Source organism: Acinetobacter sp. ANC_7512, from assembly GCF_056779935.1.
Genome location: NZ_JBWYIX010000002.1, coordinates 122488 through 143539 on the forward strand (window position 1 = coordinate 122488; position 21052 = coordinate 143539).

A 21052-nucleotide genomic window follows, 5' to 3' on the forward strand; every position below is an offset into this window, starting at 1 on the left:
AATTAGTATTTTCATGAACTATCTTGAGTATTTTTTATATATTTTCACCGTCATTATTATGATTGCCACTCCAGGCCCTGTTATGATTTTGGTGGCCAGTGCAGGTGCAAAAGGCGGTTATCGAAAAGCATTACAGACTATTTTAGGTACTAATGTTGCCTCACTATGTTTAATTACCCTTTCAATTCTTGCACTTAAGGGTGTTCTGCATTTTAATGAGCATATTTTCAATGTCATCAAAGTCCTAGGATGTCTTTACATTGGCTATTTAGGTTTTGAAATTCTTAGAGAAACTTTTCAGCACAATCAAACTGCCTCTTCAAAGATCAAGCCGATCGATAGTGGTTTTTCCAAAGGTTTTTTAGTTGGTATTTCCAATCCTAAAGATATTATTTTCTTCACTGCTTTTTTTCCGCAGTTTATTCAAATTACGCCAAATATAGATTTAAGTTTGACGCTGTTAATCATCACATGGATCATTTTGGATTTTGTCGTACTATCTTTAGTCTATTTAGGGTTTAACGCTATTTCTCAACAACGTATTTATTCAAAAATCTTAGCCTTGTGTGGCGCGATCCTCATGACCATCGCTGGGTATGGGATATTCAGCACAGCGCTCTTTTATGAGTCTCTTTAACTTATTTAAACTACAATTTATTCCCGGGGTTTCTAATGATGCAACCCGCCATGATCGTCTTTTATTCAGAAGATAAAAATCATTGATTAGATGATTCTTGCCTGCGATCAGGTTATACATTTGATATACCCCACCGTGGCAAAATCGTCCTTGAGTGATGAGGTAACAAGAACTGAATGAAAAGTTGGGCATAACGTAAAAATGTAATTTGTGTGATGCAGATAAGAATTTCGCATAAGGTGTATTATGTTAATTTTAGAAAATCTTTAAAAAATTAAATTTAGGAATTAATAACATGTATGAGAATTACACACGTCAAGCTTTGCCATCAAAAAAATATAGAGAACTTATAGGAACGGCTATTTGCGTATTTAATTCAAATAATAGCTTTGTGATCGAAAACATCTTAAGAGTAGATCAGACTGGTCAATATGAATGGCATAAACTTATAGACAAAGTATCAGGTCGGCTTAATGATGATATTGAACAGACGATCACTGCCAATTCTGACGATACTATTGCAAAACTTTTTAGTACTATTGTTGATAGAAGAAATCGAATAGTACATAGCTTTCAAATTACAGCTCCAGCAGGTACTACTGATGATCCAGATAATCAAATGCTAGCAACTAAGCATAAAGATGGAACACAAGAGATACTTACTGAAGAATATTTAATAGAATTCATAAAGATGAATGAAGAACTTGCAACTAAATTGCATCAATTTAGAGGCTTCTAGTTGCTCTATTTAACATAATGGCTGTTATGCGAAATTCCATAGATATTTTAATTCTCTTGAAAATAAATATTTATAAATCAAATATCTCTAAAAGGAGCTGTTTCTAATACTTTTTTTATCTCATTTTCTTTTTTTACTTTCCATTGATCACTGATTAAACCAAAAAGTTCAATTTGTTTTGAAAAAGCGAGTCGACGGAAATCTTGTCCTCTAGTTCTATTCTTAAGTTCAAACTCAAACGAATAGCTAGATATAAAATTATCCATTATCCAATAAAGCAACTCTTCAAAATCCTTAGTTGTTTTTTCAAAAAAAACTTCTCCTCTTTCTTCAGAAATATACCAATATTTATTTTCATGGATTAATACATATGGAGCTCCATCATTCTGAACTGCGGGCCAAACTCTTTTTTTTCCCAGCCCAATTTTTTCACAAATTTGATCAACCTTACGTTGAATTTCTAAAAATGTAAGCATTATTCTTTGATTCTCCAAATGTTCTTAATATCTATTTAACATAAAAACTCTTATGCGAAATTAAAGGTAAGGGTCAATATTGCTCATAGCTTTACGAACGTAATATTCTTTTTCTCCTACAGGAGCTACGTAATCTATAGCTTGCTTAGCAGCATCAACTCCCTCTAGTCGAGCAATTACCCAACTAGCTAGATAGACAGAAGATAAACACCCACCTGCTGTAGCAATATTGTCTTTAGCGAAAAATGGCTGATTTAGAACTGATGTACCAGACTCTATTACCCAGGGTTTTGTAGTGACATCGGTACATGCTGGAATATTATTGAGCAACCCTAGTTTTGAAAGAATTAATGTTCCAGAACATTGAGCACCTATTAGTTGCCGATTTGGATCTAGATTTAGTAGGCTCATTATGTCTTGATCTACTGCAATTTCTCGTGTCTTCATTCCACTTCCAATAAGGACTACATCCGCTTCATTGGCTTCTTCTAAAGAACAATGTGACTCTATTAAGACTCCATTCATGGAACGAATATATTTATTATCACTAGCTATACTGACTTTCCAATCAGGCTTTTTAATTCGATTTAAAATTCCTAAAGCAATGAATGAATCGAGTTCGTTAAATTGATCAAAAGTTAAAATAGTTATATGCATTTAATTAAGCCTTTTAAGGTCTGTGATACGGCTACTTCATAGTTAAAATTAGCATATCTTATTTTTTCAGACATAAAAAAAGCCCAACATCCTGTTAGGCTTTTTTACGTATTTGATGCGTTGGTATAACTCCTGTCGTACCTGCATATTCCATTGCTACGATTTCTTATTGTTATCTGGAGCATCCTGCTCTCTATGTGTTCATCATAGAAAATTGAGGGGGATTGGTATAGACGCAAAATACTTGAATGAATGTGAGCCAAGGCGTACAAAATTGATTAAAACTTATCCCAAAAGTTGTCCGCAGAAATTGGGGATGAATTTGATCTTAAAAGGCATATATCTTATAGGGAATTGCGGTTTCTGATCACTTTTTGAACAATTTTATTGGCAAGAAGTATCAAAATTGCTCAAAAAGAAACCGACATGTTTCAAAGTCGGCTTTTTGCTGTTTTTCGGGGTCGGTAAATATTTTTAAGTTATTGATTTTGAATGATTATTATGATTGCATTTCGCATAAGCTCTATTATGTTAAATGGGGGGATTTATTTAATCCGCTTACCATTTTTATCGATGATTATTTCACCATCCTCTTTGATAAAAGCTCCTAATTGAGGCGCAGACAAAATATCTAAAACGAGTTCAGATGGTCTACATAGTTTTACACCTAATTCAGTCACTACAAATGGACGGTTAATTAAAATTGGATACTCAACCATAAAATTAATAAGTTGTTCATTTGTCCAATGTTGTTCATCTAATTTATGAGTTTCAAAAGGTTCTACATTTTTACGAATAGCTTCATGTACAGAAAGACCTGATTTTTCAATTAAATTAATCAGTTCTCTCTTGCTCGGAGGGGTAAGAAGGTATTCAATAATTTCAGGTTCTTCTCCTGTATTTCGAATGAGAGCTAGTGTATTTCTTGATGTTCCGCAAGCTGGGTTGTGATAGATCTTAACTTTCGATGACATTGGATTAACTCAGAACTTAATAATATTGCATTTATATATGGATATGCGTATATTCGCAATAGCATATATTGGAGTGTAGATGATGGATCAAGCAGATTTCTTTAAATGCCTATCTGACCCGACACGTCTAGATATTTTAAAAATTATTTTAGCAAGACAAAATGTATGTGTTTGTGAAATCACAGAGATCTTACAACTGAGCCAACCCAAAATTTCTCGTCACTTGGCTTTACTCCGTAACCTCTCAATTTTGCTAGATGAGCGCAAGGGACAATGGGTGTATTACCGATTAAATCCTGATTTACCAGAATGGGTAAATGCAGTGCTCAATGTCTTAAATGATGAAATACTGAATAAACCTGCAAGCAACTTATCTATCTCTATGCAATGCGAGTAATTCAATGTCCGGATCAAAGCTCTCATTCTTAGATCGAAATCTAACGCTATGGATTTTCATTGCCATGGCATTAGGAGTAGGTATTGGTGTATTTTTTCCTCAAGCATCTGTGGTACTCGATCAATTAAGCATTAATTCAGTGAATATCCCTATCGCAATAGGGCTTATTTTGATGATGTATCCACCACTTGCCAAAGTAGACTATGCGACTTTGCCTAAAGTCTTTGAGGACAAGCGAACCCTTACATTATCTCTCGTTCAAAACTGGCTAATAGCACCTTGCTTAATGTTTGGTTTGGCAATCATTTTTTTACATGCCTATCCTGAATACATGACTGGCCTAATTCTCATAGGCTTAGCCCGATGTATTGCGATGGTCCTCGTCTGGAACGATCTGGCATGTGGGGATAATCAATATGTCGCTGCCTTAGTCGCGTTTAACAGTATCTTCCAGATCTTATTCTTTAGTACTTATGCTTGGTTATTCTTAACCTTCTTACCACCATTCTTTGGGGTAGAAGCACAAATCATTAATGTGAGCTTTTGGACAATTACCCATGCTGTTCTTATTTATCTAGGTATTCCGTTCTTACTTGGGTTTTTAACCCGACTGATTTTGGTTAAAAAGAATGGTTTGGCTTGGTATCAGGATAAATTTATCCCAAAGATTAGCCCAATCAGCCTTATTGCCCTTTTATTCACGATTGTAGCCATGTTCAGTCTTAAAGGTGGTGAAGTGGTTAGCCTTCCTCTAGATGTACTTAGGATCGCTATTCCTTTGACAATTTACTTTGTTGCGATGTTCTTCATCAGCTTCTTTATGAGTAAGTGGATGGGTAACGATTATCCTAAAACAACTGCTATTTCCTTTACTGCGGCAGGCAACAATTTTGAATTAGCACTGGCTGTAGCGATTGCCACTTTTGGATTAGCTTCACCTGTGGCTTTCACAACCGTGATTGGTCCGCTTGTTGAAGTGCCTGTATTGATTGCCTTAGTGACAGTTTCGCTATGGCTGAGAAAAAAAGTGTTTAAAGAGGCATGAGTCGAATGAACCTACCGAATATTGATCCTAGTCTTTTAGAAAAACCGACTTTAGAAAAAGTTCAGGCAAAGAACCTTAAACATCCACCAAGAATACTGCTTTTGTATGGCTCAAATCGTGATAGATCATATAGCCGTTTAGCTGTTCAGGAAGCTGGTCGAATCCTTGAATATTTTGGTGCGGAAGTGAAAATCTTCCATCCAAAAGGGCTACCCCTCCCTGAAGATGGTGATATGCAACATCCAAAGGTTAAGGAACTCCATGAACTCTTAGCATGGTCAGAAGGCATGGTGTGGTGCTCTCCTGAGCGTCATGGCTCAATGAGTTCGATATTGAAAGCTCAAATTGATTGGATTCCATTAGCAGCGGGTGCAATCCGTGCAACGCAAGGTAAAACCTTAGCTGTAATGCAAGTTTGTGGAGGTTCGCAATCCTTTAATGCTGTAAATCAATTACGTATTTTAGGGCGTTGGATGCGTATGATCACGATACCAAATCAGTCCTCAGTCCCTAAAGCATTTCTAGAGTTTGAAGAGGATGGTCGTATGAAGCCTTCTTCTTATTACATGAGGATTGTCGATGTGATGGAAGAACTTTATAAATTTACGCTTTTAACCAGGGGACAGTCCTCATATCTCACTGACCGTTACTCTGAACGTGTAGAAAGTGCAGAAGAGCTTTCAAAGCGTGTGAATCAAAAGAGTATCTAGATTTCCTAAAATTAACTTAATACACCTTATGCAAAATGATTTTTTATTAAATACAAATCAATAACTTATATCAATATAAAAAACCCAGACCTATAGATCTGGGCTTTTTTATAGATTCTTCAAGTTCCACGCTTATTTATTAAGCAATGTTTCACATTAATATTAAGTAGAACTTTATAAGACTTAGATTCCGTACTTCACACGGTACGCTTCCATTTTCGCTAAAGCATCTTTGTCGCCTTTAGCATCTAAGTAATCCATTAAATCTTTCATTGTGATAAGCGCATGCACAGGAATTTCAAGCTCTTTTTGAACTTCTTGAATCGCAGACAATTCACCCTGACCTTTTTCTTGACGATCAAGTGCTACCAATACACCCGCTATTTGCGCGCCTGCATTTTTTAAAATGGTCACAACTTCACGAATGGCTGTACCCGCAGTGATTACATCATCAATGATCCATACCTTTTTACCTTCAACTGAAGCACCAACTAAAACCCCCCCCTCACCGTGATCTTTAACTTCTTTACGGTTGAAGCCCCAAGGTACACTTACACCGTGGTTTTGTGACAATGCCACAGCCGTTGCAGCGACAAATGGAATACCTTTATACGCAGGGCCAAAAATCACTTCAACATTATCACATTCAGTTAATTTTGCTGCATAGCCTGAAGCCAAGCCAGTTAAGGCTTCACCGTCATTTAACAAACCGGCGTTAAAAAAATAAGGACTCACACGACCTGATTTTAAAGTAAACTCACCAAATTTAAGCACACCACGTGATAATGCCAGTTCGATAAAAGCTTGTGGATTAAATGCCGCTTGCGCTGTCATGAGGTGCTCCATTTATTAAATTGAGGTTAAACTCGAGCATGATACCAAAGAGTAGCTATCCTAGTGATCAAAAAATTTTACGTGTCGTATCAATCAACGTAAATGGTCTTCGTTCTGCAGAAAAAAAAGGAATTTTTGACTGGATGGCAACTTCAGATGCCGATGTCATTTGCATGCAAGAATCCCGTATTACACACGAACAATGGACAGATAAATTTAAGCCAGAAGGTTGGTATACACACCTATTCCCAGCTGAGCGTCCTGGCTATGCTGGTACCGCAATCTATAGTCGTTTGCCGTTTATCTCAGTTACCGATGGTCTGGGTTTTGAATTGGCTGATTCACAAGGTCGTTTTATCTCAGCAGAATTTGATCTAGGCTTAGAGAAAACAGCTCATATTTGCTCACTCTATTTACCATCAGGTTCTTCTGGTGAAGAAGCACAAGCACGTAAAGATCACTTTCTAAATGAATATAAGCTGATCTTAAAACAATGGCGTGATGAAGGTAAATCTGTGATTGTTTGCGGTGACTACAATATCGTACATAAACGCATTGATATTAAGAACTGGTCAGGCAATCAAAAAGCTTCAGGTTGTTTACCACATGAACGTGCATGGCTCGATCATATTTATGATGATTTAGGCTATGTCGATACCTTCCGTGAAGTGCGTAAAGAAGCAGAACTTTATTCATGGTGGTCAAACCGAGGACAAGCCCGTGCCAAGAACGTGGGTTGGCGGATTGACTATCAAGCTTGCTCACCAGATTGGAAAGATCGTACTGTGAATGCATGGGTATATAAAGAAACGTGGTTTAGTGATCATGCCCCTGTCATTATCGATTATAAAATTTAGTGCCGTGCAAACTGAGTGAACAACTGTTTACTAAATGCACGCTAATTGCTCACAAATCTTGTCGTGTTAACGTATTTTTATTCCGACTAATTCAGTGCATTATTGTCGCACGGCACAGGGACATGTCAGGATGACAATAGGGATTGGAAGCCGTAGGATGAAAAGAAAATAAATTTCGGTTTATTTTCCAAGGATGAAGACATTGGACGTTGAATTGAGACCCGCATGATCAGGATGATTTAATGCGGGTTTTCTCTATTTAAAAGATCAATACAAATTTTAAGATAAGAAATTTTCCACCATTTTATTGATAACCACCATGAAGCCACACTGTAGATTTCAAACCTATTTAAAATATTCTGATCACATTTATGTTTTTGCGTAAATTTTGCTAAGCTCTAGACTGATCACAATGAATAAGACTGTTAGAGATGATTAAAGTTTACGGCATTAAAAATTGCAACTCGATGAAAAAAGCATTCGATTTACTCAATGAGTTGGGGCTTAGTTATGAGTTCCACGATTATAAGAAACAAGGTATTGATGCTGAAACAGTACAAAAATGGCTAAAGGATCTTGGTGCTGAACTTGTCCTCAATAAAAAGGGAACGACTTGGCGTAAATTGTCTGAGGAAGATCAACAAATTGCCCTTGCATCTGAACAGGGTTTGATTGAAGCACTGACTACACATACGAGCCTTATTAAAAGACCAGTGATCACTACTGAATCAGGCTATGTAGTAGGTTTTGATGAGAATGCGATAAAAGCATTAAAGAAATAAGAAATAAAAAAAGCCGAGCAACTACTCGGCTTTTTTATGAATCTTAAATTAGTTCACGCGTACCCAAGTTTGGTTACGACCAAGCGCTGATACGCCGATGAAACCACGAAGTTCGAGCTTTTGACCACCGTCTTTCAATGAACCCTTCAATTTGTAAGTTTTTCCAGATTGTGGGTCTAAGATTGAACCACCATCGTAATTCGTTCCACCTACATTTTTAAGACCTTTCACAATGGTTAAACCTTTTAAAGATTTCTTGTGATAGGGACCTTCACAGTTCGTACATGAATTTTCTTGACCCGGTGTGACAACACTCTGAATCGTTGCATTCAATGTTCCGTTTGGCTGTTCAGTGAATTTTACAAAAGCTTTAGCTTTTTTAGTTTTCTCATCAATCGTATTCCACACGGTACCATTGAGTGGATCTGCAGCATTTGCAAATACTGCTGAAGCGAGTAATCCTAACGCTAGTGCAATTTTTTTCATTGTTTTTTGTTTCCCTTGCTGAATTGACTTGAATATTATTAAAAATTGATAACATTTAAGCAATTTTTGAATGTGACTATTTAGTGTACCATTGTAATGCTGTGTGCTGATAATAAACATAATTTCATTAATATGGAAAAACAATGAAGATCAATCCGGTTTTGAAACAATACATAACAGAGTCTTTTTTAAAAACGAGTCTTCGCTTTCCGAGTCGCTTTAATCTTCCCCCCACCGTACTTCGTGTTGCCTTAGAGCAGATGACGCGTGTTTTTCCACAGTCCAAAGATGTCAATATTCGAAAACTAAGAATCGCAGGTATTCGTGCCGAAGAAATTTTGCCTCAACCTGAAACGACTCAGCTCATTTTTCACATTCATGGTGGCGCATTCTTTTTAGGATCGTTAAATACACATCGCGCATTGATGACTGAAATGGCACTTCGGACTCAAATGCAAGTGCTACATATCGATTACCCTCTTTCACCTGAACAACGTTTCCCCGATCTCGGAGAAGCAATCTATGATGTGTACCAATTATTGGTAGAGCAAGGTGCTCAACCGAAAGATATTATTTTATCTGGCGATTCTTGTGGTGCCAATTTAGCACTTGCACTGGCTTTACGTTTAAAAGAAGAAAATCCAAAACTTCTTCCAAGTGGCTTGATTTTAATGTCACCCTTTCTTGACTTAACTTTGACCAGTGAATCTCTACGCTACAATCAAAAGCATGATGCTTTATTGTCAATTGAAGCTTTAGAAGCAGGCATAAATCATTATGTTCCTAAAGGTGTAGATGTCTCAATTCCCGAAATTTCCCCAATTTTTGGAGATCTCAAAGGATTGCCACCGACATTGGTTCAGGTGGGTTCAAAAGAAATTTTGTTAGACGACTCTACGCGATTTGAAGAAAAGGCTAAAGCAGCTGGAGTGGATGTTGAGTTTAAGTTATACACCGGTATGTGGCATAACTTCCAAATGTTTAGCGCTTGGTTTGATGAAGCAAAGCAAGCTTTGACCGATATCGCAGAGTTTGCCCATCGTTTGGATAAAGACTGATTGAATCAAAACTGAAGTAAACATAAAAAAGAGTAGCGTAAGCTACTCTTTTTTTATTCATTTAGAATAAGTATGAGACACCAAATCCACCATGATAACTTCGATCGGATCCACTTAGGTCTACACCGATGCTTGCATCTAACTGCGCACGATCATTCAAGGCATAGATTAAACCAGATGCCAGTCCATACTCTCGCTCTTGGCTTTCTTTCTTGGTAAATACTGCTTCAGAATAGCCCGATAAATTACCCACGATTTTATACCCAATAGTAGGTACAGCAGTCACCGACCAGTCACTATTTTGAGCCGAATAGAACATTCCTATTCCTGTCGTTACAGTATCGTTATATTGATACTCAACAGATGAGCCCAAAGTATAAATATCATCAACATAAGTAAAACGATCATTTCCTGTTGCGATTTTAGCTTGTGCCAAAATTGCCATTTTCAGTTGATCATCTTGTAAGTCAACCTGATGCTTAATCCCAACAGAAACATCACCTAAACCATCATGGTCATCAGTTCGATTTTGGATTCGGGTCCGCTCCCACGCTGGGCCATCCCAACCCAATTGAAGCTCAGTATTCTTACTCAATCCCGTACGCAACAGGACATCAGCATTGAGTCGCAATGATTTATTTTTAAAACCATTTTCAGTACTTTCAACATACTGTGCAGTTGGAAGTCCCTGCTCCCATGCCAATTGACCTACGGGCGTAATGCCTGTGCTGAAACTCGTACCAGGTCGATCGAAGGCAAAATCTGCAGCCATCGCACTTACACTCGCGGTTGAGCAAAGTATCAAGCTCAGTTGTTTTAATTTTGTCATGGGGCACCCAAATTAATTTAATTCTTTCGTCATTTTTGCGCCACGGCTACGTAATAACTCGAGTGTCTCACGTTCTTCCGGTAAAGCCTGTGACCAATCAATGGTATCAAAATCGCAGTCGAAAAATAAATCACTAATTGAACTCAGAATGGTATTCCCCTCTTCATCTTTGGTATTAGGATCAACTTGATGATCAAGTAAGCGTTGAACTGCAGGCACACATGCAGCACTCGCAGCATCCCAAAGTGGGCCGTAACATTCCTCTGCATCCCATAAATGGAAATTAGCTTTCGCTGCAATCAGTGCATCTAGAATATCAAGATGTACTTGTAATTTCTGTTGTTTTTCTTCTGTTGAAAGCGCATTTCCTTGCTCATACGCTTCACAAATTTCTTCCCACCATTGAAATAAAGTGTCTGACCACACAGAAACCGCAGGGCCTTTCTCTCCTGCGATAAAGTTTGGATCTAAACCTTCTGCTAACAGGCGCTGTACCTGTGCTAGGTCTAATTCTTCTAAGGCCTGTAAAAACACTTGTTGATGTGCTGTTAGCATTTACTTTCTCTACTATTTATCTATAACGACATTATGCCTAATAATGCAGATCATTATTCAATTAAATAAATCAAAACTGTTCATTCAAAATTTTATTCAAAAAAAAAGCCCCGAAGGGCTTTTTGCTATTCCACATCCACTTCATCTTCTTTCAGTTGGATGGGCGCTCCACGAGGGTTCTCTTTTTTCTCGAATACATGTTCAAGACTACGCTTTAATCGGTCAATCGCACCATGAATCGCTGTGTCGATATTATGACCTCTGTGATTGACCACAACTGGTTTTAGTCCAGCTGGGCGAGCTTCGATCATACATTGAATATCGTCTGCACCGCCTTTATGGGCATTTTCATCACTTAAATGAACCGAAAAATGGGTAATTCTTTCACTATGGCGTTGAAACTCTGTATTTAGTTCTGCACGTACATAATCAATTAATCGCTCACTGTTTTGAATATTCTTATCTGTACGGATTTCTATGTTCATAAATATCATCCTCACTCTTCTTCTGAATCATTTTTGTGCAAAACTTTTTATCTTGGCACGTTTGTAGCTTGCAATCTAATTGCATCGAACATCTTCAATTGCTGTTTGGAATACGTCCCTCCACATTGAATGATGAACACTTTTTGAGTCTGCAGAACCGTGTCCTTATACTTTGAATATCGGGCCTAACTCAAAAATATGCAAGTGGTATTTTAAAAAATTAATAAAAGGATTACTCATTGTGACAAGTACTTACTTACGCGGACAGGCGCTTATTGATTCGATTCAAAATGCACCTTATTCCAGAGACTTGAGAGGTTATGGGGCGAATCCACCTCATCCTCATTGGCCTAATCAAGCGCGTATCGCAGTGCAATTTGTCTTAAATTATGAAGAAGGTGGTGAAAACCACATTGAGCACGGTGATCAAGGTTCAGAGCAATTTTTATCTGAAATCGTTGGTGCTGCCAGTTTTAATGCTAAGCATATGTCAATGGATTCTATGTATGAGTATGGGTCAAGAGTCGGTTTTTGGCGTATTCATAATGAGTTCAAGAAACGTCAATTACCCATGACTATTTTTGGTGTGGGAATGGCTTTGGCACGTCATCCAGATGTGGTCGAAGCAATTAAATCTGCGGATTACGATGTGGTATCTCATGGTCAACGTTGGTTGCATTATCAGAATATGGATATTGAGACCGAAAGGCAGCATATGGATCAAGCCATTAGTGTACTTGAAACGCTATTCGGACAAGCCCCAATCGGTTGGTACACAGGTCGAGATAGTCCCAACACACGTCAACTTTTAACTGAATTTCCTCAAATCAAATACGACTGTGATTATTACGGCGATGATTTACCTTTTTGGACACAGCTCACCCATCCCAATGGCGAGCAGCATCCGCATTTAATTATTCCTTATACTCTGGACACCAACGACATGAAGTTTAGTTCAGCAGGTGGCTTCAATCATGGTGAACAATTTTATCAATATCTAAAGGATGCCTTTGATGTCTTGTATGCCGAAGGGGAAACTGCACCAAAAATGATGTCTATTGGGATGCACTGCCGTCTTTTAGGACGCCCAGGACGCTTCAAGGCACTACAACAGTTCTTAGACTATGTTCAATCTCATGAACATGTTTGGATTTGTCGTCGTGGAGATATTGCGCAACATTGGATCGATCATTTCGCACCATAATTTCACATTCATGAGATAAAGAGTGCTTTATAAAGTGCTCTTTTGATTTTTTTCAGTCACTTTTTCCACCAAATCTACGTTGGCATTGTTATTGCAATTTAAGCCTAAAGTTTCAATGTATAGGTTTGAATTGTGTTGCTTTCAGAATTTAATCAAACATCTGTTGAACATCAGAAAGCATTTTTATTGCAATGTGTTCATATCCCACGATGGGGCGAGGAAATCATTCATCACGGTCCTTTTGACACACGAGAAGGACTATTAAAGTATGCTGAACAACATGCCATTACATGGACATGGGATGAAATTTTAGCAGCCCTAAATACACACCCAAGGATTGGCGAAAGAAAAGCAAAACTTGAATTATCAGAACAAGAACAAACTTTTTCAAGGCGTGAACAAGCACGCATCACACATGATCAAGAAGTTCTAGATACGTTATATAAAGGCAACTTGGCCTATGAAAAAAAATTCGGTTTTATTTTTCTGATTAAAGCTTCTGGTTTGAATAGTGAAGAGATTCTGACAGCATTGGAATACCGCTTACTAAACGATTTTGAGACCGAAAAAAGAATCGTCCATCGCCAACTTTTAGAAATTGCTTTATTGCGCCTCTCACAGGAAATTCAAGCATGATCAGCTCACATATTTTAGATACCCACCTTGGACGTCCTGCAAGTAATGTTGAAGTTAAGCTTTTTTCTGCGTCTGGAGAGTTATTAGCGATAGCCAAAACCAATTCTGATGGACGTGTGACAGCAGCAGATTTTGGACTCGATCAAATTGATGTCGCTGAATACAGCATCGAATTTATGACGCAAGCATATTTCTCAGCGCAGAACATCCCAACTTTTTTTCCAAAAGCCGTCATTCATTTTTCAGTAAACGACGCTCACCAACATTACCACATTCCCTTGCTGATTAGCCCTTATGCCTACTCCACCTATCGTGGCAGCTGAGCACTCGCAAATTTAAAATATAGAGGGATTTATTATGACTGCACACGAACAACAACAATCACCCGAACATGAATATCTTGGTACTGGTAAAAGTGCTGCTTATGGCTTACAACATGTTTTAACCATGTATGGTGGTATTATAGCGCCTCCTCTGATCGTTGGTACGGCTGCAGGCTTATCAGGTATGGAAATTGGGCTACTCATCGCTGCTGCTTTATTTGTCGGTGGCTTAGCGACAATTTTACAAACCATAGGCGTTAAACATATTGGTGCACAATTGCCCTTGGTTCAGGGTGTCTCTTTTGCTGGTGTAGCCACAATGGTCGCAATTGTCACCACAGGTGGCGGATTACAGGCAGTCTATGGTGCCGTCATTGTGGCATCACTTTTAGGGTTTTTCTTAGCGCCCTACTTCTCTAAAATTATTCGATTTTTTCCCCCAGTTGTTACAGGCTGTGTAATTACAATCATAGGCTTATCACTCCTGCCAGTTGCTGTGCGTTGGATGATGGGCGGCAATAAAAGTGCACCTGATTGGGGAAGTGCTGAAAATATTTGTTTAGCGTTAGCGACGCTTGCAATCGTCATAATATTGAATATGGCTGGCAGTGCCACAATTCGACGCCTTTCAATTTTACTGGCAATTATTCTTGGCACTGTCTTAGCATTTATGTTTGGCTTTGGTGATTTTAGCAAAGTTGGGGAAGGTCATTGGTTACAGGTTCCTAGCTTCTTTGCATTTGGTATGCCGACCTTTGAGTTTACAGCAATACTTTCCATGATCATTGTTACCCTCGTGATTATGACTGAGACTACAGCTGATATTATTGCAGTCGGTGAAATTATCGGTACGGATGTAGATTCAAAACGTATTTCAGATGGTCTACGCGCAGATATGTTATCAAGTGCAGCAGCACCGATCTTTGGTTCATTTATGCAAAGTGCGTTTGCGCAAAACGTTGGTTTAGTTGCAATAACAGGGATTAAAAGTCGCTATGTTGTCGCTGCTGGCGGGATAATTCTGGTCGTACTTGGATTACTCCCAGTGATGGGGCGTTTTATTGCAGCGATTCCTGTGCCTGTACTTGGGGGGGCTGGCCTTGTTTTATTTGGTACAGTAGCCGCGAGTGGTATCCGTACACTGGCAAAAATTGATTATAACGATCAGAAAAACTTAATTATTGTCGCGACTTCAATTGCTGCAGGAATGGTACCCATTATTGACCATTCATTCTATTCCGACTTCCCAAAATGGGTCCAAACCTTGTTCCATTCGGGTATTAGCTCAACCTGCTTAATGGCGATAATCCTCAATATATTATTTAATCACTTAAAATTATTTGGACCGAAAATTAGTATTAAAAGTAAACAAATAATTGATTCTCATCATTAATTTAAACCATCTTTGTATCAATGCCTGCATACGTGGGCATTAATTTTTCCTTTCATCCACTTTTGGCTTTATTTTTGCAAAAGAATCGTTATTCTGTTACCGCTTTCTCTGGGGATTCTTTTATGAAACTTAATCAAATCGCAGCACTTTGCGCATTAGCTTCTACAGCAGCGTTTACTCAAGCAAGTCCAATTGTTTGGCAAGATTTCAGCCTAACTGGTCTTTATGGCGATAACTACCTAAACCCTTTCTCTCAACAAGAAGGTGAACGCTATACCATCACTGCTGAATATGCTGCAAAGCTTAAGTACTCGGATGTTTTCTTTTTCGTCGATCAACAATGGGGCGGAAAAGATGGCGATTCAACTTACCTTGAATTAGCTCCACGATTAAGTTTAAGTGAAGTTTCTGGCCAAAAACTAAGCGCTGGTCCAATCAAAGATGTATTGATTGCAACGACTTGGGAACACAACGCTGGTTATAACAACAATACTGAGTTCAATAACTTCTTGTATGGCGTAGGCTTTGCTTTAGATATTCCTTACACGCAATATGCAAATATTAACTTCTATCGAGTTGACAATGACTTGACTGAAGATGACTACCAAATGACGATCACTTACGCTGTTCCATTCAAGCTAGGCAATGAAGAATTCTTGGCAGATGCATTCCTTGATTGGTCTACAAATGAAGGTCCTGGACATGCGAGTGAATTGAACTGGACAAGCCAATATAAATGGAATGTTGGTAAACATATCTCTCCAAAAACCAAATTGTATGTAGGTGTTGAACACTCTGTCTGGAACAATAAATTCGGTCAAAAAGGTCAAGACCAAAACGATGTAAGCGCATTGGTTAAATATCATTTCTAATTGATATTTATAATAAAAAAGCAAGACTAGTGTCTTGCTTTTTTTATGCTCAATAATCAAAATAAAGTTATAAATACTGACGATTAGAATAAAAAATGTCTTTTAAAATTCGTTTCGCAACTGAACAGGATTTAACTCAAATCCAAGATATTTACAACGATGAAATTCTGAATGGTTTTGCAACATGGAATGAGCAAGATCAAGACATTTATTATTATCAGAATTGGTATCGTCAGCATCTAATAGATCATTTCCCTATTTTTGTGGTTGAAAACGAACTCACCCAACAAATTGCAGGTTATGCTGAATATAGTACATTTAGAGCGATCAGTGGTTTTAGACAAACTGTCGAACACTCTGTGTATATTCATCCCAATTTTACACGTTTGGGTTTAGGCAAAGCTTTACTCCAACATTTAATTCAACACGCAAGCCAACATAAAATTCATGTCATGATCGCTGCTATAGATCATGAAAATTTTGCATCCATCAAATTACATGAATACTTTGGATTTAAACAAACAGGCTATTTACCTGAAGTCGGACAAAAATTTGGATCTTGGCGCAATCTCGTCTTATTCCAACTGAATCTAAATACTTAAAAAGGGCATTTAGCCCTTTTAGTTGAAATCTTTAATCCAAAGGATTTCCAACAATATTACTGATAATACCTTTCATAATATGAGGTCCTTGTTCTTTTCTTAAGTCCTCATACCATTCACGAGTAATCGATTCGTCTTTCATATGCGTCACATCACAACGTTTACGCGCTCTCAATACCATTTCAGAAGTGCGTTCATTACGTTTGTTTTGATAACGTCTTAAAGCATCCTGAATTCCCAGTGTATTAATCTGTAATGCCCGAGCCAAATAAATGGCATCTTCCATCGCTTGGCAACCGCCCTGCCCAATATCAGGTGTTGTACTATGTGCTGCATCGCCAACAATCACCACTCGCCCTTTATAGAAATCTGCAAATGGTTCTATATCATGGATTTCAACACGATTGGTTCGCTGTTCATCAATAGCATCAATCAAAGTTTGTACTTGCGGACACCAACCGTCAAAATATTGTTTTAGTAATTTTTTATACTGAGTACGATCATTTTCCAAACCTAATTCAAGTGGTACATCAAAGAAGAAATAAAAACGATTACCTGCGACTGGCATTAAAGAAGTTCGCTTCCCTTCTCCTACAAAGGTGGTCCACTGATCAGCAGGTGCCAGCGACTCAGAAATTTCGACCAACCCATTCCAATTCACATAACCGGCATAACGACGCTCAACTTGCTCACCTAAAACATAGGCACGCGTGATCGAATGAGTGCCATCCGCGCCGACCAATAAATCCGTGGTTATTTGTGTTCCGTCAGCAAAATGGATTTTGACGTCATCACCTTGATCCTCAAGTCCGATCATTTTTTTTGCAAGATGAATATCTTCACGTCCAAACTCATCCATTAACATATTTTGTAATTCAGCGCGAGAAACAGGATAAGGTCGCTGCCCGACTTCTTCAATCAATGGATATAAACTAAATTGCGTCATGACATCACCCGTAAGCCCATCGACATAAGCAAGGTGATCCATTTTCCCACCAAGTTGAGCGACTTGATCCGTGAGTCCTAGATAGTTCAAACATTTCACACCATTTGACCACAATGAAATCGCAGCACCCACGGGTAAAATTTTTTCAGTTTGTTCATATATTGAAACTTGATGACCAAATTTCTTCAGCGCAATTCCGGTCGTTAATCCTGCCATTCCGGCACCAATAATGGTGATATTCATTTTTACTTCCACAATTTTTTTTGCTTTAACCCACTGCTTAAAGCGAAAAACGTGCCATTTCCACCAATAGAGCGCTACATAAGTGCAAGGTTGGCACATGCTGTGCATTCTTTTTAAAGCCCTTAAGCAGATGCGACATAACAACGCATTACGATTCTAAGAATGCATTCTTTTGATAAGAATCAAGTTTTAAAGCAATAATGGAAGATAACATGGCAACACTATTGGCACCGGAATTTGAAATCCCTACTCATTTACAGCAACTTACTAACCTTGCAGATGCCCGAATTGGTGCAAAAGTAACAACATGTTCTGATGAATTTTTTGCTGAAGCTCAACGTATGCTTCAGTTTGATGCGCCTATCTTTGTAGAAGGTAAATTTGATGATCATGGCAAGTGGATGGATGGATGGGAAACCCGTCGTAAACGTCACAGTGGTTATGATTGGGCGATTGTTCAGTTAGGTGTTGCAGGTAAAATTCAAGCACTCGATATTGATACCACTTTTTTTAGTGGTAATTATCCAGCTTCTGCTTCAGTAGAAGGGTGTTATGCACCAAATGAAAACTTAGATGATGCTGAATGGCACCAAATTTTACCAAATAGTATATTGGGACCAAGTCAGCACCATGTCTTTGAAGTTTCAATGAATCAGATCTTTACCCATCTTCGTTTAAATATTTTTCCAGATGGGGGTATCGCACGATTCCGCGTATATGGTGAAGTCAGCGTTAAAATCCAAGATCAAAGCCAAACCCTCGACCTGCTTGCACTTGAAAATGGTGGACGTGTTATTGCCTATAGTGATGCACACTTCGGACATCCACGTAATCTGATCAATCCAGGACGTGGGGTTAATATGGGTGATGGTTGGGAAACCGCACGCCGTCGTGCACCCGGTTTCGACTGGTGTATTTTAGCTTTAGGGCAAGCTGGTCACATTGAAAAGATTGATATTGATACAGCCCACTTTAAAGGGAATTATCCTGCTGAAGTGTCCATTCAAGCCATTTATATAGAAGATGCAACGGATCCTCAATTGATCCCTCAAAGTATGTTTTGGCCTTTTTTACTCGCACCTCAACCGATGCAAATGGATCACATTCATAACTTTGTAAATGAAGTGTTGGGACACGAAAAAATTTCTCATATTCGGGTAAATATGATTCCTGATGGTGGGATTAGTCGTATTCGCCTCTGGGGTAAAGTGAATCCTTAGTTGAGCATTTGTTACTTTTAAAGCGATCTTATTTTGACTGCATTTTCGACTCAATTCTAAATTGAAAATGCAGTATCTTTTTAGCGAATTTTTATGAAGCATACCATTACCCTACAACCTTTAACCTCCGAAAATTTTGCACCTTTTGGTGACGTCATTGCTTGCCAAGGAAATGATTATTTTCATATTAACGATGCGCATACAGAGCGCTATCATGCTTTAGTGACCACTGAAATTATTGGCGATGCCAAAGCCGGGATTAGTATTTTTCGAAATATTCAAAGTACCAATATTCCGTTCAAAATTTCAATGCTTGAACGTCATCCTCATGGATCACAAGCTTTCATCCCGATGCAGGGACAAAAGTTTTTAGTAGTGGTTGCACCAAACTTAAATGCGGATCAGCCCGATATTTCAAACCTACAAGCTTTTATAACCAATGGCTCTCAAGGTGTGAACTATCGGGCGGGGACTTGGCATCATCCACTTTTAACATTGGAAAGCCCGAGTGATTTTGCGGTGGTGGATCGGATTGGTGCTGGGAATAATTGTGATGTGTTTCAGTTTGATCAAATTGAAATATCACATTGAATCTGGTGCTTATGCATCTCAGTTATGCAGATCATGAGACCATCTAATTTTATGTCCATCTTTGACTATTATTTTACAACCAGGTAATCATTGTCATTCACCGATGTCGCATATTCTTCCATTCTTGAAATTAGTCCATTTTCAATGGTGTACTCTTGTACCCATTTTTGCTCAAATTCACCATCTTGACCATCAATCGTAAATTTTTCGCGTCCAAAAACCACCACTTTGTTACCTTCTTTGACCATACGTAAAATATCAAAGTATGCGACATGCATGGTTGTGAAATTGGTATTGAAGAACTGTTCTACACCCGTTTTTCCTTCAAATCGAATTGAAGGCAGTTTTTGTGAGCCATGGTGAATCCATACCGTATCCTCAGTTACTGTTGCAACAGCAGCCTGTAAATCTTGAGACCTAAATGCCTCAAACATTTGGTCTATGATTTGAAGTGAATTGATCATACTCATTTTATTTACTCTTTTTATCTTAGGATAAAAAGAGGTTAATGAAGGGAGAGTGAAAGATCACTATCAGCTGGTATAGCGATTTAAAGATTTTGCTAGAAACGATGAGTTCTATACGACTGCTTGATTTTGACAAGCTGACATGACATGTAACACCGCAGCAGTTCTCGTTTCCACAAACAGCTTCTCAAAAACGTGCTCTAAATGTTTATTGACGGTGCGTGGACTCAACTCCAAAATTTCTGCAATATCTCGGTTGGTTTTGCCAAGCGTTACCCAATGCATAACTTCAGCTTCACGTGGTGTTAAATTCGGACAAGCTTGAGCGATCTCTTCAACACTTGGCATGTGTGTTTGCTCTTTGATCTGAACCAAAACATGTTTAGGTAATTGTCCTTCTTTCAGCTTGGTCAATAATTTTAATTGTAATTGCTGATGCCCATGACCATATTGACCATGTAACATTTCTTCTTGATACGATTGCTGGAAAAGTGCTTTTAACCAATGATTTATACTCTTTCTAAAATGAGTAATATCAATTCCATGTTGCGTTAATAAACCTTGCACTACAGGTGTCTGCCAAATAATTTCCCCATCCATATTCATCGACAAAATTGCACTGCCTGTTGCATCGAGCATTTGTTTCTGTTGGTGCATTAAACGGGCTTGCAGTAAATGCGTTTTGACACGTGCTTGTACTTCATCGATATTCAGTGGCTTTGTCACATAATCTACGCCCCCGACTTGAAAGCCTTTTACAATATGTTCGGTTTCCGTCAAACCCGTCATAAATATGACAGGGATGTGCTCAGTCATTGGACTCGCTTTAAGCTGGATACAGGTTTCAAAGCCATCAATCTCAGGCATACTCCCATCCAATAAAATCATATCTGGCTGTGAACGGTGCGCAATTTCAATAGCAGTAAAACCATTGGTAGCAACTAAGACCTGATAGCCTGCTTGATCAAGACTCTCATGTAATAAACTTAGATTTTCAGGAATATCATCCACAATTAAAATGCTTTCTAACATAG

The 21052-nt window shown here is 38.3% G+C and carries 27 protein-coding genes; 16 read left to right on the forward strand and 11 right to left on the reverse strand.

Translation table 11 applies throughout. The features are described 5' to 3' along the window. The first annotated feature begins 13 nt into the window (after nucleotides 1-13). Together AC1M9H_RS03170 and AC1M9H_RS03175 are read left to right on the forward strand one after the other, a co-directional pair. Complete coding sequence (locus tag AC1M9H_RS03170) at nucleotides 14-637, forward strand: LysE family translocator (RefSeq protein ID WP_481595735.1); 624 nt, start codon at nucleotides 14-16, stop codon at nucleotides 635-637. Between the two features lie 295 nt (nucleotides 638-932). Next, nucleotides 933-1376 carry a selenium binding protein gene (locus AC1M9H_RS03175; RefSeq protein ID WP_481607201.1) on the forward strand — a complete coding sequence of 148 codons (444 nt, stop codon included), beginning with the start codon at nucleotides 933-935 and terminating at the stop codon, nucleotides 1374-1376. A 77-nt stretch (nucleotides 1377-1453) separates the two neighbouring features. On the opposite strand, the gene AC1M9H_RS03180 is transcribed toward AC1M9H_RS03175, so the two are convergent. The 3 genes from AC1M9H_RS03180 to arsC all read right to left on the reverse strand — a co-directional run bounded on the left by AC1M9H_RS03180 (nucleotide 1454) and on the right by arsC (nucleotide 3483). Then, nucleotides 1454-1852 (reverse strand): Imm63 family immunity protein, encoded by a 399-nt coding sequence (locus tag AC1M9H_RS03180; RefSeq protein ID WP_481607200.1) that lies wholly within the window; start codon nucleotides 1850-1852, stop codon nucleotides 1454-1456. A 60-nt stretch (nucleotides 1853-1912) separates the two neighbouring features. Further along, nucleotides 1913-2509: a DJ-1/PfpI family protein gene (locus tag AC1M9H_RS03185; RefSeq protein ID WP_481612744.1), complete on the reverse strand. Its 597-nt coding sequence runs from the start codon at nucleotides 2507-2509 to the stop codon at nucleotides 1913-1915. 545 nt (nucleotides 2510-3054) lie between these two features. Then, entirely contained in the window at nucleotides 3055-3483 is a 429-nt protein-coding gene (gene arsC / locus AC1M9H_RS03190; protein ID WP_481612745.1) for an arsenate reductase (glutaredoxin), read from the reverse strand. 82 nt (nucleotides 3484-3565) lie between these two features. Between arsC and AC1M9H_RS03195 the strand changes: the two genes are divergently transcribed. Genes AC1M9H_RS03195 through arsH form a run of 3 tightly spaced genes read left to right on the forward strand, consistent with a single transcriptional unit; the run spans nucleotide 3566 to nucleotide 5635 of the window. After that, complete coding sequence (locus AC1M9H_RS03195) at nucleotides 3566-3880, forward strand: ArsR/SmtB family transcription factor (protein WP_481586962.1); 315 nt, start codon at nucleotides 3566-3568, stop codon at nucleotides 3878-3880. Nucleotides 3881-3884: 4 nt separating this feature from the next. Continuing rightward, on the forward strand, nucleotides 3885-4925 hold the full coding sequence (gene arsB / locus AC1M9H_RS03200; RefSeq protein ID WP_481590156.1) for an ACR3 family arsenite efflux transporter: 1041 nt from the start codon (nucleotides 3885-3887) through the stop codon (nucleotides 4923-4925). Nucleotides 4926-4930: 5 nt separating this feature from the next. Next, a complete protein-coding gene (gene arsH, locus AC1M9H_RS03205) occupies nucleotides 4931-5635 on the forward strand; it encodes an arsenical resistance protein ArsH (RefSeq protein WP_481586963.1) in 705 nt (234 codons plus the stop codon). A gap of 183 nt (nucleotides 5636-5818) precedes the next feature. Here the strand turns inward: arsH and pyrE are convergent, their stop codons facing one another. Beyond that, nucleotides 5819-6469, reverse strand: a complete 651-nt coding sequence (gene pyrE / locus AC1M9H_RS03210) for an orotate phosphoribosyltransferase (protein WP_035264688.1) — start codon at nucleotides 6467-6469, stop codon at nucleotides 5819-5821. Nucleotides 6470-6507: 38 nt separating this feature from the next. Here pyrE and AC1M9H_RS03215 point away from each other — a divergent pair, with 38 nt between their 5' ends. Together AC1M9H_RS03215 and AC1M9H_RS03220 are read left to right on the forward strand one after the other, a co-directional pair. After that, nucleotides 6508-7326, forward strand: a complete 819-nt coding sequence (locus tag AC1M9H_RS03215; protein WP_481588791.1) for an exodeoxyribonuclease III — start codon at nucleotides 6508-6510, stop codon at nucleotides 7324-7326. A gap of 431 nt (nucleotides 7327-7757) precedes the next feature. After that, on the forward strand, nucleotides 7758-8108 hold the full coding sequence (locus tag AC1M9H_RS03220; RefSeq protein ID WP_035264692.1) for a Spx/MgsR family RNA polymerase-binding regulatory protein: 351 nt from the start codon (nucleotides 7758-7760) through the stop codon (nucleotides 8106-8108). Between the two features lie 48 nt (nucleotides 8109-8156). On the opposite strand, the gene AC1M9H_RS03225 is transcribed toward AC1M9H_RS03220, so the two are convergent. Continuing rightward, on the reverse strand, nucleotides 8157-8594 hold the full coding sequence (locus AC1M9H_RS03225) for a DUF2147 domain-containing protein (protein ID WP_035264927.1): 438 nt from the start codon (nucleotides 8592-8594) through the stop codon (nucleotides 8157-8159). Nucleotides 8595-8737: 143 nt separating this feature from the next. Between AC1M9H_RS03225 and AC1M9H_RS03230 the strand changes: the two genes are divergently transcribed. Further along, nucleotides 8738-9652, forward strand: coding sequence for an alpha/beta hydrolase (locus AC1M9H_RS03230; protein ID WP_481612746.1), 915 nt, complete (start codon nucleotides 8738-8740; stop codon nucleotides 9650-9652). 61 nt (nucleotides 9653-9713) lie between these two features. Here AC1M9H_RS03230 and AC1M9H_RS03235 read toward each other — a convergent pair whose 3' ends face one another. The 3 genes from AC1M9H_RS03235 to AC1M9H_RS03245 form a co-directional block, all read right to left on the reverse strand. Then, complete coding sequence (locus tag AC1M9H_RS03235) at nucleotides 9714-10481, reverse strand: transporter (RefSeq protein WP_481612747.1); 768 nt, start codon at nucleotides 10479-10481, stop codon at nucleotides 9714-9716. A 12-nt stretch (nucleotides 10482-10493) separates the two neighbouring features. Next, the gene (locus AC1M9H_RS03240; RefSeq protein WP_035264700.1) at nucleotides 10494-11036 is read right to left on the reverse strand and encodes an ankyrin repeat domain-containing protein; all 543 of its coding nucleotides are present in this window, start codon (nucleotides 11034-11036) and stop codon (nucleotides 10494-10496) included. Between the two features lie 125 nt (nucleotides 11037-11161). Further along, complete coding sequence (locus tag AC1M9H_RS03245) at nucleotides 11162-11521, reverse strand: HPF/RaiA family ribosome-associated protein (RefSeq protein ID WP_035264715.1); 360 nt, start codon at nucleotides 11519-11521, stop codon at nucleotides 11162-11164. A gap of 241 nt (nucleotides 11522-11762) precedes the next feature. Here AC1M9H_RS03245 and puuE point away from each other — a divergent pair, with 241 nt between their 5' ends. The 6 genes from puuE (at nucleotide 11763) to AC1M9H_RS03275 (ending at nucleotide 16551) form a co-directional block, all read left to right on the forward strand. Continuing rightward, on the forward strand, nucleotides 11763-12725 hold the full coding sequence (puuE, locus tag AC1M9H_RS03250) for an allantoinase PuuE (protein ID WP_481588788.1): 963 nt from the start codon (nucleotides 11763-11765) through the stop codon (nucleotides 12723-12725). A gap of 132 nt (nucleotides 12726-12857) precedes the next feature. Beyond that, nucleotides 12858-13361 (forward strand): 2-oxo-4-hydroxy-4-carboxy-5-ureidoimidazoline decarboxylase, encoded by a 504-nt coding sequence (gene uraD / locus AC1M9H_RS03255; protein WP_481612748.1) that lies wholly within the window; start codon nucleotides 12858-12860, stop codon nucleotides 13359-13361. Next, nucleotides 13358-13684, forward strand: a complete 327-nt coding sequence (gene uraH, locus AC1M9H_RS03260) for a hydroxyisourate hydrolase (RefSeq protein ID WP_035264724.1) — start codon at nucleotides 13358-13360, stop codon at nucleotides 13682-13684. Before uraD ends, uraH begins: the two co-directional genes overlap by 4 nt. Before the next feature lie 34 nt (nucleotides 13685-13718). Further along, the gene (locus tag AC1M9H_RS03265; protein WP_481591961.1) at nucleotides 13719-15077 is read left to right on the forward strand and encodes a nucleobase:cation symporter-2 family protein; all 1359 of its coding nucleotides are present in this window, start codon (nucleotides 13719-13721) and stop codon (nucleotides 15075-15077) included. Nucleotides 15078-15199: 122 nt separating this feature from the next. Next, nucleotides 15200-15949, forward strand: a complete 750-nt coding sequence (locus tag AC1M9H_RS03270) for an outer membrane protein OmpK (protein ID WP_035264928.1) — start codon at nucleotides 15200-15202, stop codon at nucleotides 15947-15949. A 95-nt stretch (nucleotides 15950-16044) separates the two neighbouring features. Continuing rightward, nucleotides 16045-16551 (forward strand): GNAT family N-acetyltransferase, encoded by a 507-nt coding sequence (locus AC1M9H_RS03275; RefSeq protein WP_179999697.1) that lies wholly within the window; start codon nucleotides 16045-16047, stop codon nucleotides 16549-16551. Nucleotides 16552-16582: 31 nt separating this feature from the next. Here AC1M9H_RS03275 and hpxO read toward each other — a convergent pair whose 3' ends face one another. Beyond that, a complete protein-coding gene (gene hpxO, locus AC1M9H_RS03280; RefSeq protein WP_481612749.1) occupies nucleotides 16583-17740 on the reverse strand; it encodes an FAD-dependent urate hydroxylase HpxO in 1158 nt (385 codons plus the stop codon). Between the two features lie 212 nt (nucleotides 17741-17952). Between hpxO and alc the strand changes: the two genes are divergently transcribed. Next, nucleotides 17953-18960: an allantoicase gene (alc, locus tag AC1M9H_RS03285; protein WP_481612750.1), complete on the forward strand. Its 1008-nt coding sequence runs from the start codon at nucleotides 17953-17955 to the stop codon at nucleotides 18958-18960. Between the two features lie 93 nt (nucleotides 18961-19053). Beyond that, the gene (locus AC1M9H_RS03290) at nucleotides 19054-19551 is read left to right on the forward strand and encodes an ureidoglycolate lyase (protein ID WP_481609717.1); all 498 of its coding nucleotides are present in this window, start codon (nucleotides 19054-19056) and stop codon (nucleotides 19549-19551) included. Nucleotides 19552-19619: 68 nt separating this feature from the next. Here AC1M9H_RS03290 and AC1M9H_RS03295 read toward each other — a convergent pair whose 3' ends face one another. Continuing rightward, complete coding sequence (locus AC1M9H_RS03295) at nucleotides 19620-20021, reverse strand: nuclear transport factor 2 family protein (RefSeq protein ID WP_218945362.1); 402 nt, start codon at nucleotides 20019-20021, stop codon at nucleotides 19620-19622. 108 nt (nucleotides 20022-20129) lie between these two features. After that, a complete protein-coding gene (locus AC1M9H_RS03300; protein ID WP_481612751.1) occupies nucleotides 20130-21050 on the reverse strand; it encodes a response regulator in 921 nt (306 codons plus the stop codon). Between the last annotated feature and the right edge of the window lie 2 nt (nucleotides 21051-21052).

Bases quoted from the DNA above. Each gene is read 5' to 3' on its own strand.
- AC1M9H_RS03170 (WP_481595735.1), top strand. From the start codon at position 14: ATGAACTATCTTGAGTATTTTTTATATATTTTCACCGTCATTATTATG.
- AC1M9H_RS03175 (WP_481607201.1), top strand. From the start codon at position 933: ATGTATGAGAATTACACACGTCAAGCTTTGCCATCAAAAAAATATAGA.
- AC1M9H_RS03180 (WP_481607200.1), bottom strand. From the start codon at position 1,852: ATGCTTACATTTTTAGAAATTCAACGTAAGGTTGATCAAATTTGTGAA.
- AC1M9H_RS03185 (WP_481612744.1), bottom strand. From the start codon at position 2,509: ATGCATATAACTATTTTAACTTTTGATCAATTTAACGAACTCGATTCA.
- arsC (WP_481612745.1), bottom strand. From the start codon at position 3,483: ATGTCATCGAAAGTTAAGATCTATCACAACCCAGCTTGCGGAACATCA.
- AC1M9H_RS03195 (WP_481586962.1), top strand. From the start codon at position 3,566: ATGGATCAAGCAGATTTCTTTAAATGCCTATCTGACCCGACACGTCTA.
- arsB (WP_481590156.1), top strand. From the start codon at position 3,885: ATGTCCGGATCAAAGCTCTCATTCTTAGATCGAAATCTAACGCTATGG.
- arsH (WP_481586963.1), top strand. From the start codon at position 4,931: ATGAACCTACCGAATATTGATCCTAGTCTTTTAGAAAAACCGACTTTA.
- pyrE (WP_035264688.1), bottom strand. From the start codon at position 6,469: ATGACAGCGCAAGCGGCATTTAATCCACAAGCTTTTATCGAACTGGCA.
- AC1M9H_RS03215 (WP_481588791.1), top strand. From the start codon at position 6,508: ATGATACCAAAGAGTAGCTATCCTAGTGATCAAAAAATTTTACGTGTC.
- AC1M9H_RS03220 (WP_035264692.1), top strand. From the start codon at position 7,758: ATGATTAAAGTTTACGGCATTAAAAATTGCAACTCGATGAAAAAAGCA.
- AC1M9H_RS03225 (WP_035264927.1), bottom strand. From the start codon at position 8,594: ATGAAAAAAATTGCACTAGCGTTAGGATTACTCGCTTCAGCAGTATTT.
- AC1M9H_RS03230 (WP_481612746.1), top strand. From the start codon at position 8,738: ATGAAGATCAATCCGGTTTTGAAACAATACATAACAGAGTCTTTTTTA.
- AC1M9H_RS03235 (WP_481612747.1), bottom strand. From the start codon at position 10,481: ATGACAAAATTAAAACAACTGAGCTTGATACTTTGCTCAACCGCGAGT.
- AC1M9H_RS03240 (WP_035264700.1), bottom strand. From the start codon at position 11,036: ATGCTAACAGCACATCAACAAGTGTTTTTACAGGCCTTAGAAGAATTA.
- AC1M9H_RS03245 (WP_035264715.1), bottom strand. From the start codon at position 11,521: ATGAACATAGAAATCCGTACAGATAAGAATATTCAAAACAGTGAGCGA.
- uraH (WP_035264724.1), top strand. From the start codon at position 13,358: ATGATCAGCTCACATATTTTAGATACCCACCTTGGACGTCCTGCAAGT.
- AC1M9H_RS03265 (WP_481591961.1), top strand. From the start codon at position 13,719: ATGACTGCACACGAACAACAACAATCACCCGAACATGAATATCTTGGT.
- AC1M9H_RS03270 (WP_035264928.1), top strand. From the start codon at position 15,200: ATGAAACTTAATCAAATCGCAGCACTTTGCGCATTAGCTTCTACAGCA.
- AC1M9H_RS03275 (WP_179999697.1), top strand. From the start codon at position 16,045: ATGTCTTTTAAAATTCGTTTCGCAACTGAACAGGATTTAACTCAAATC.
- hpxO (WP_481612749.1), bottom strand. From the start codon at position 17,740: ATGAATATCACCATTATTGGTGCCGGAATGGCAGGATTAACGACCGGA.
- alc (WP_481612750.1), top strand. From the start codon at position 17,953: ATGGCAACACTATTGGCACCGGAATTTGAAATCCCTACTCATTTACAG.
- AC1M9H_RS03290 (WP_481609717.1), top strand. From the start codon at position 19,054: ATGAAGCATACCATTACCCTACAACCTTTAACCTCCGAAAATTTTGCA.
- AC1M9H_RS03295 (WP_218945362.1), bottom strand. From the start codon at position 20,021: ATGAGTATGATCAATTCACTTCAAATCATAGACCAAATGTTTGAGGCA.
- AC1M9H_RS03300 (WP_481612751.1), bottom strand. From the start codon at position 21,050: ATGTTAGAAAGCATTTTAATTGTGGATGATATTCCTGAAAATCTAAGT.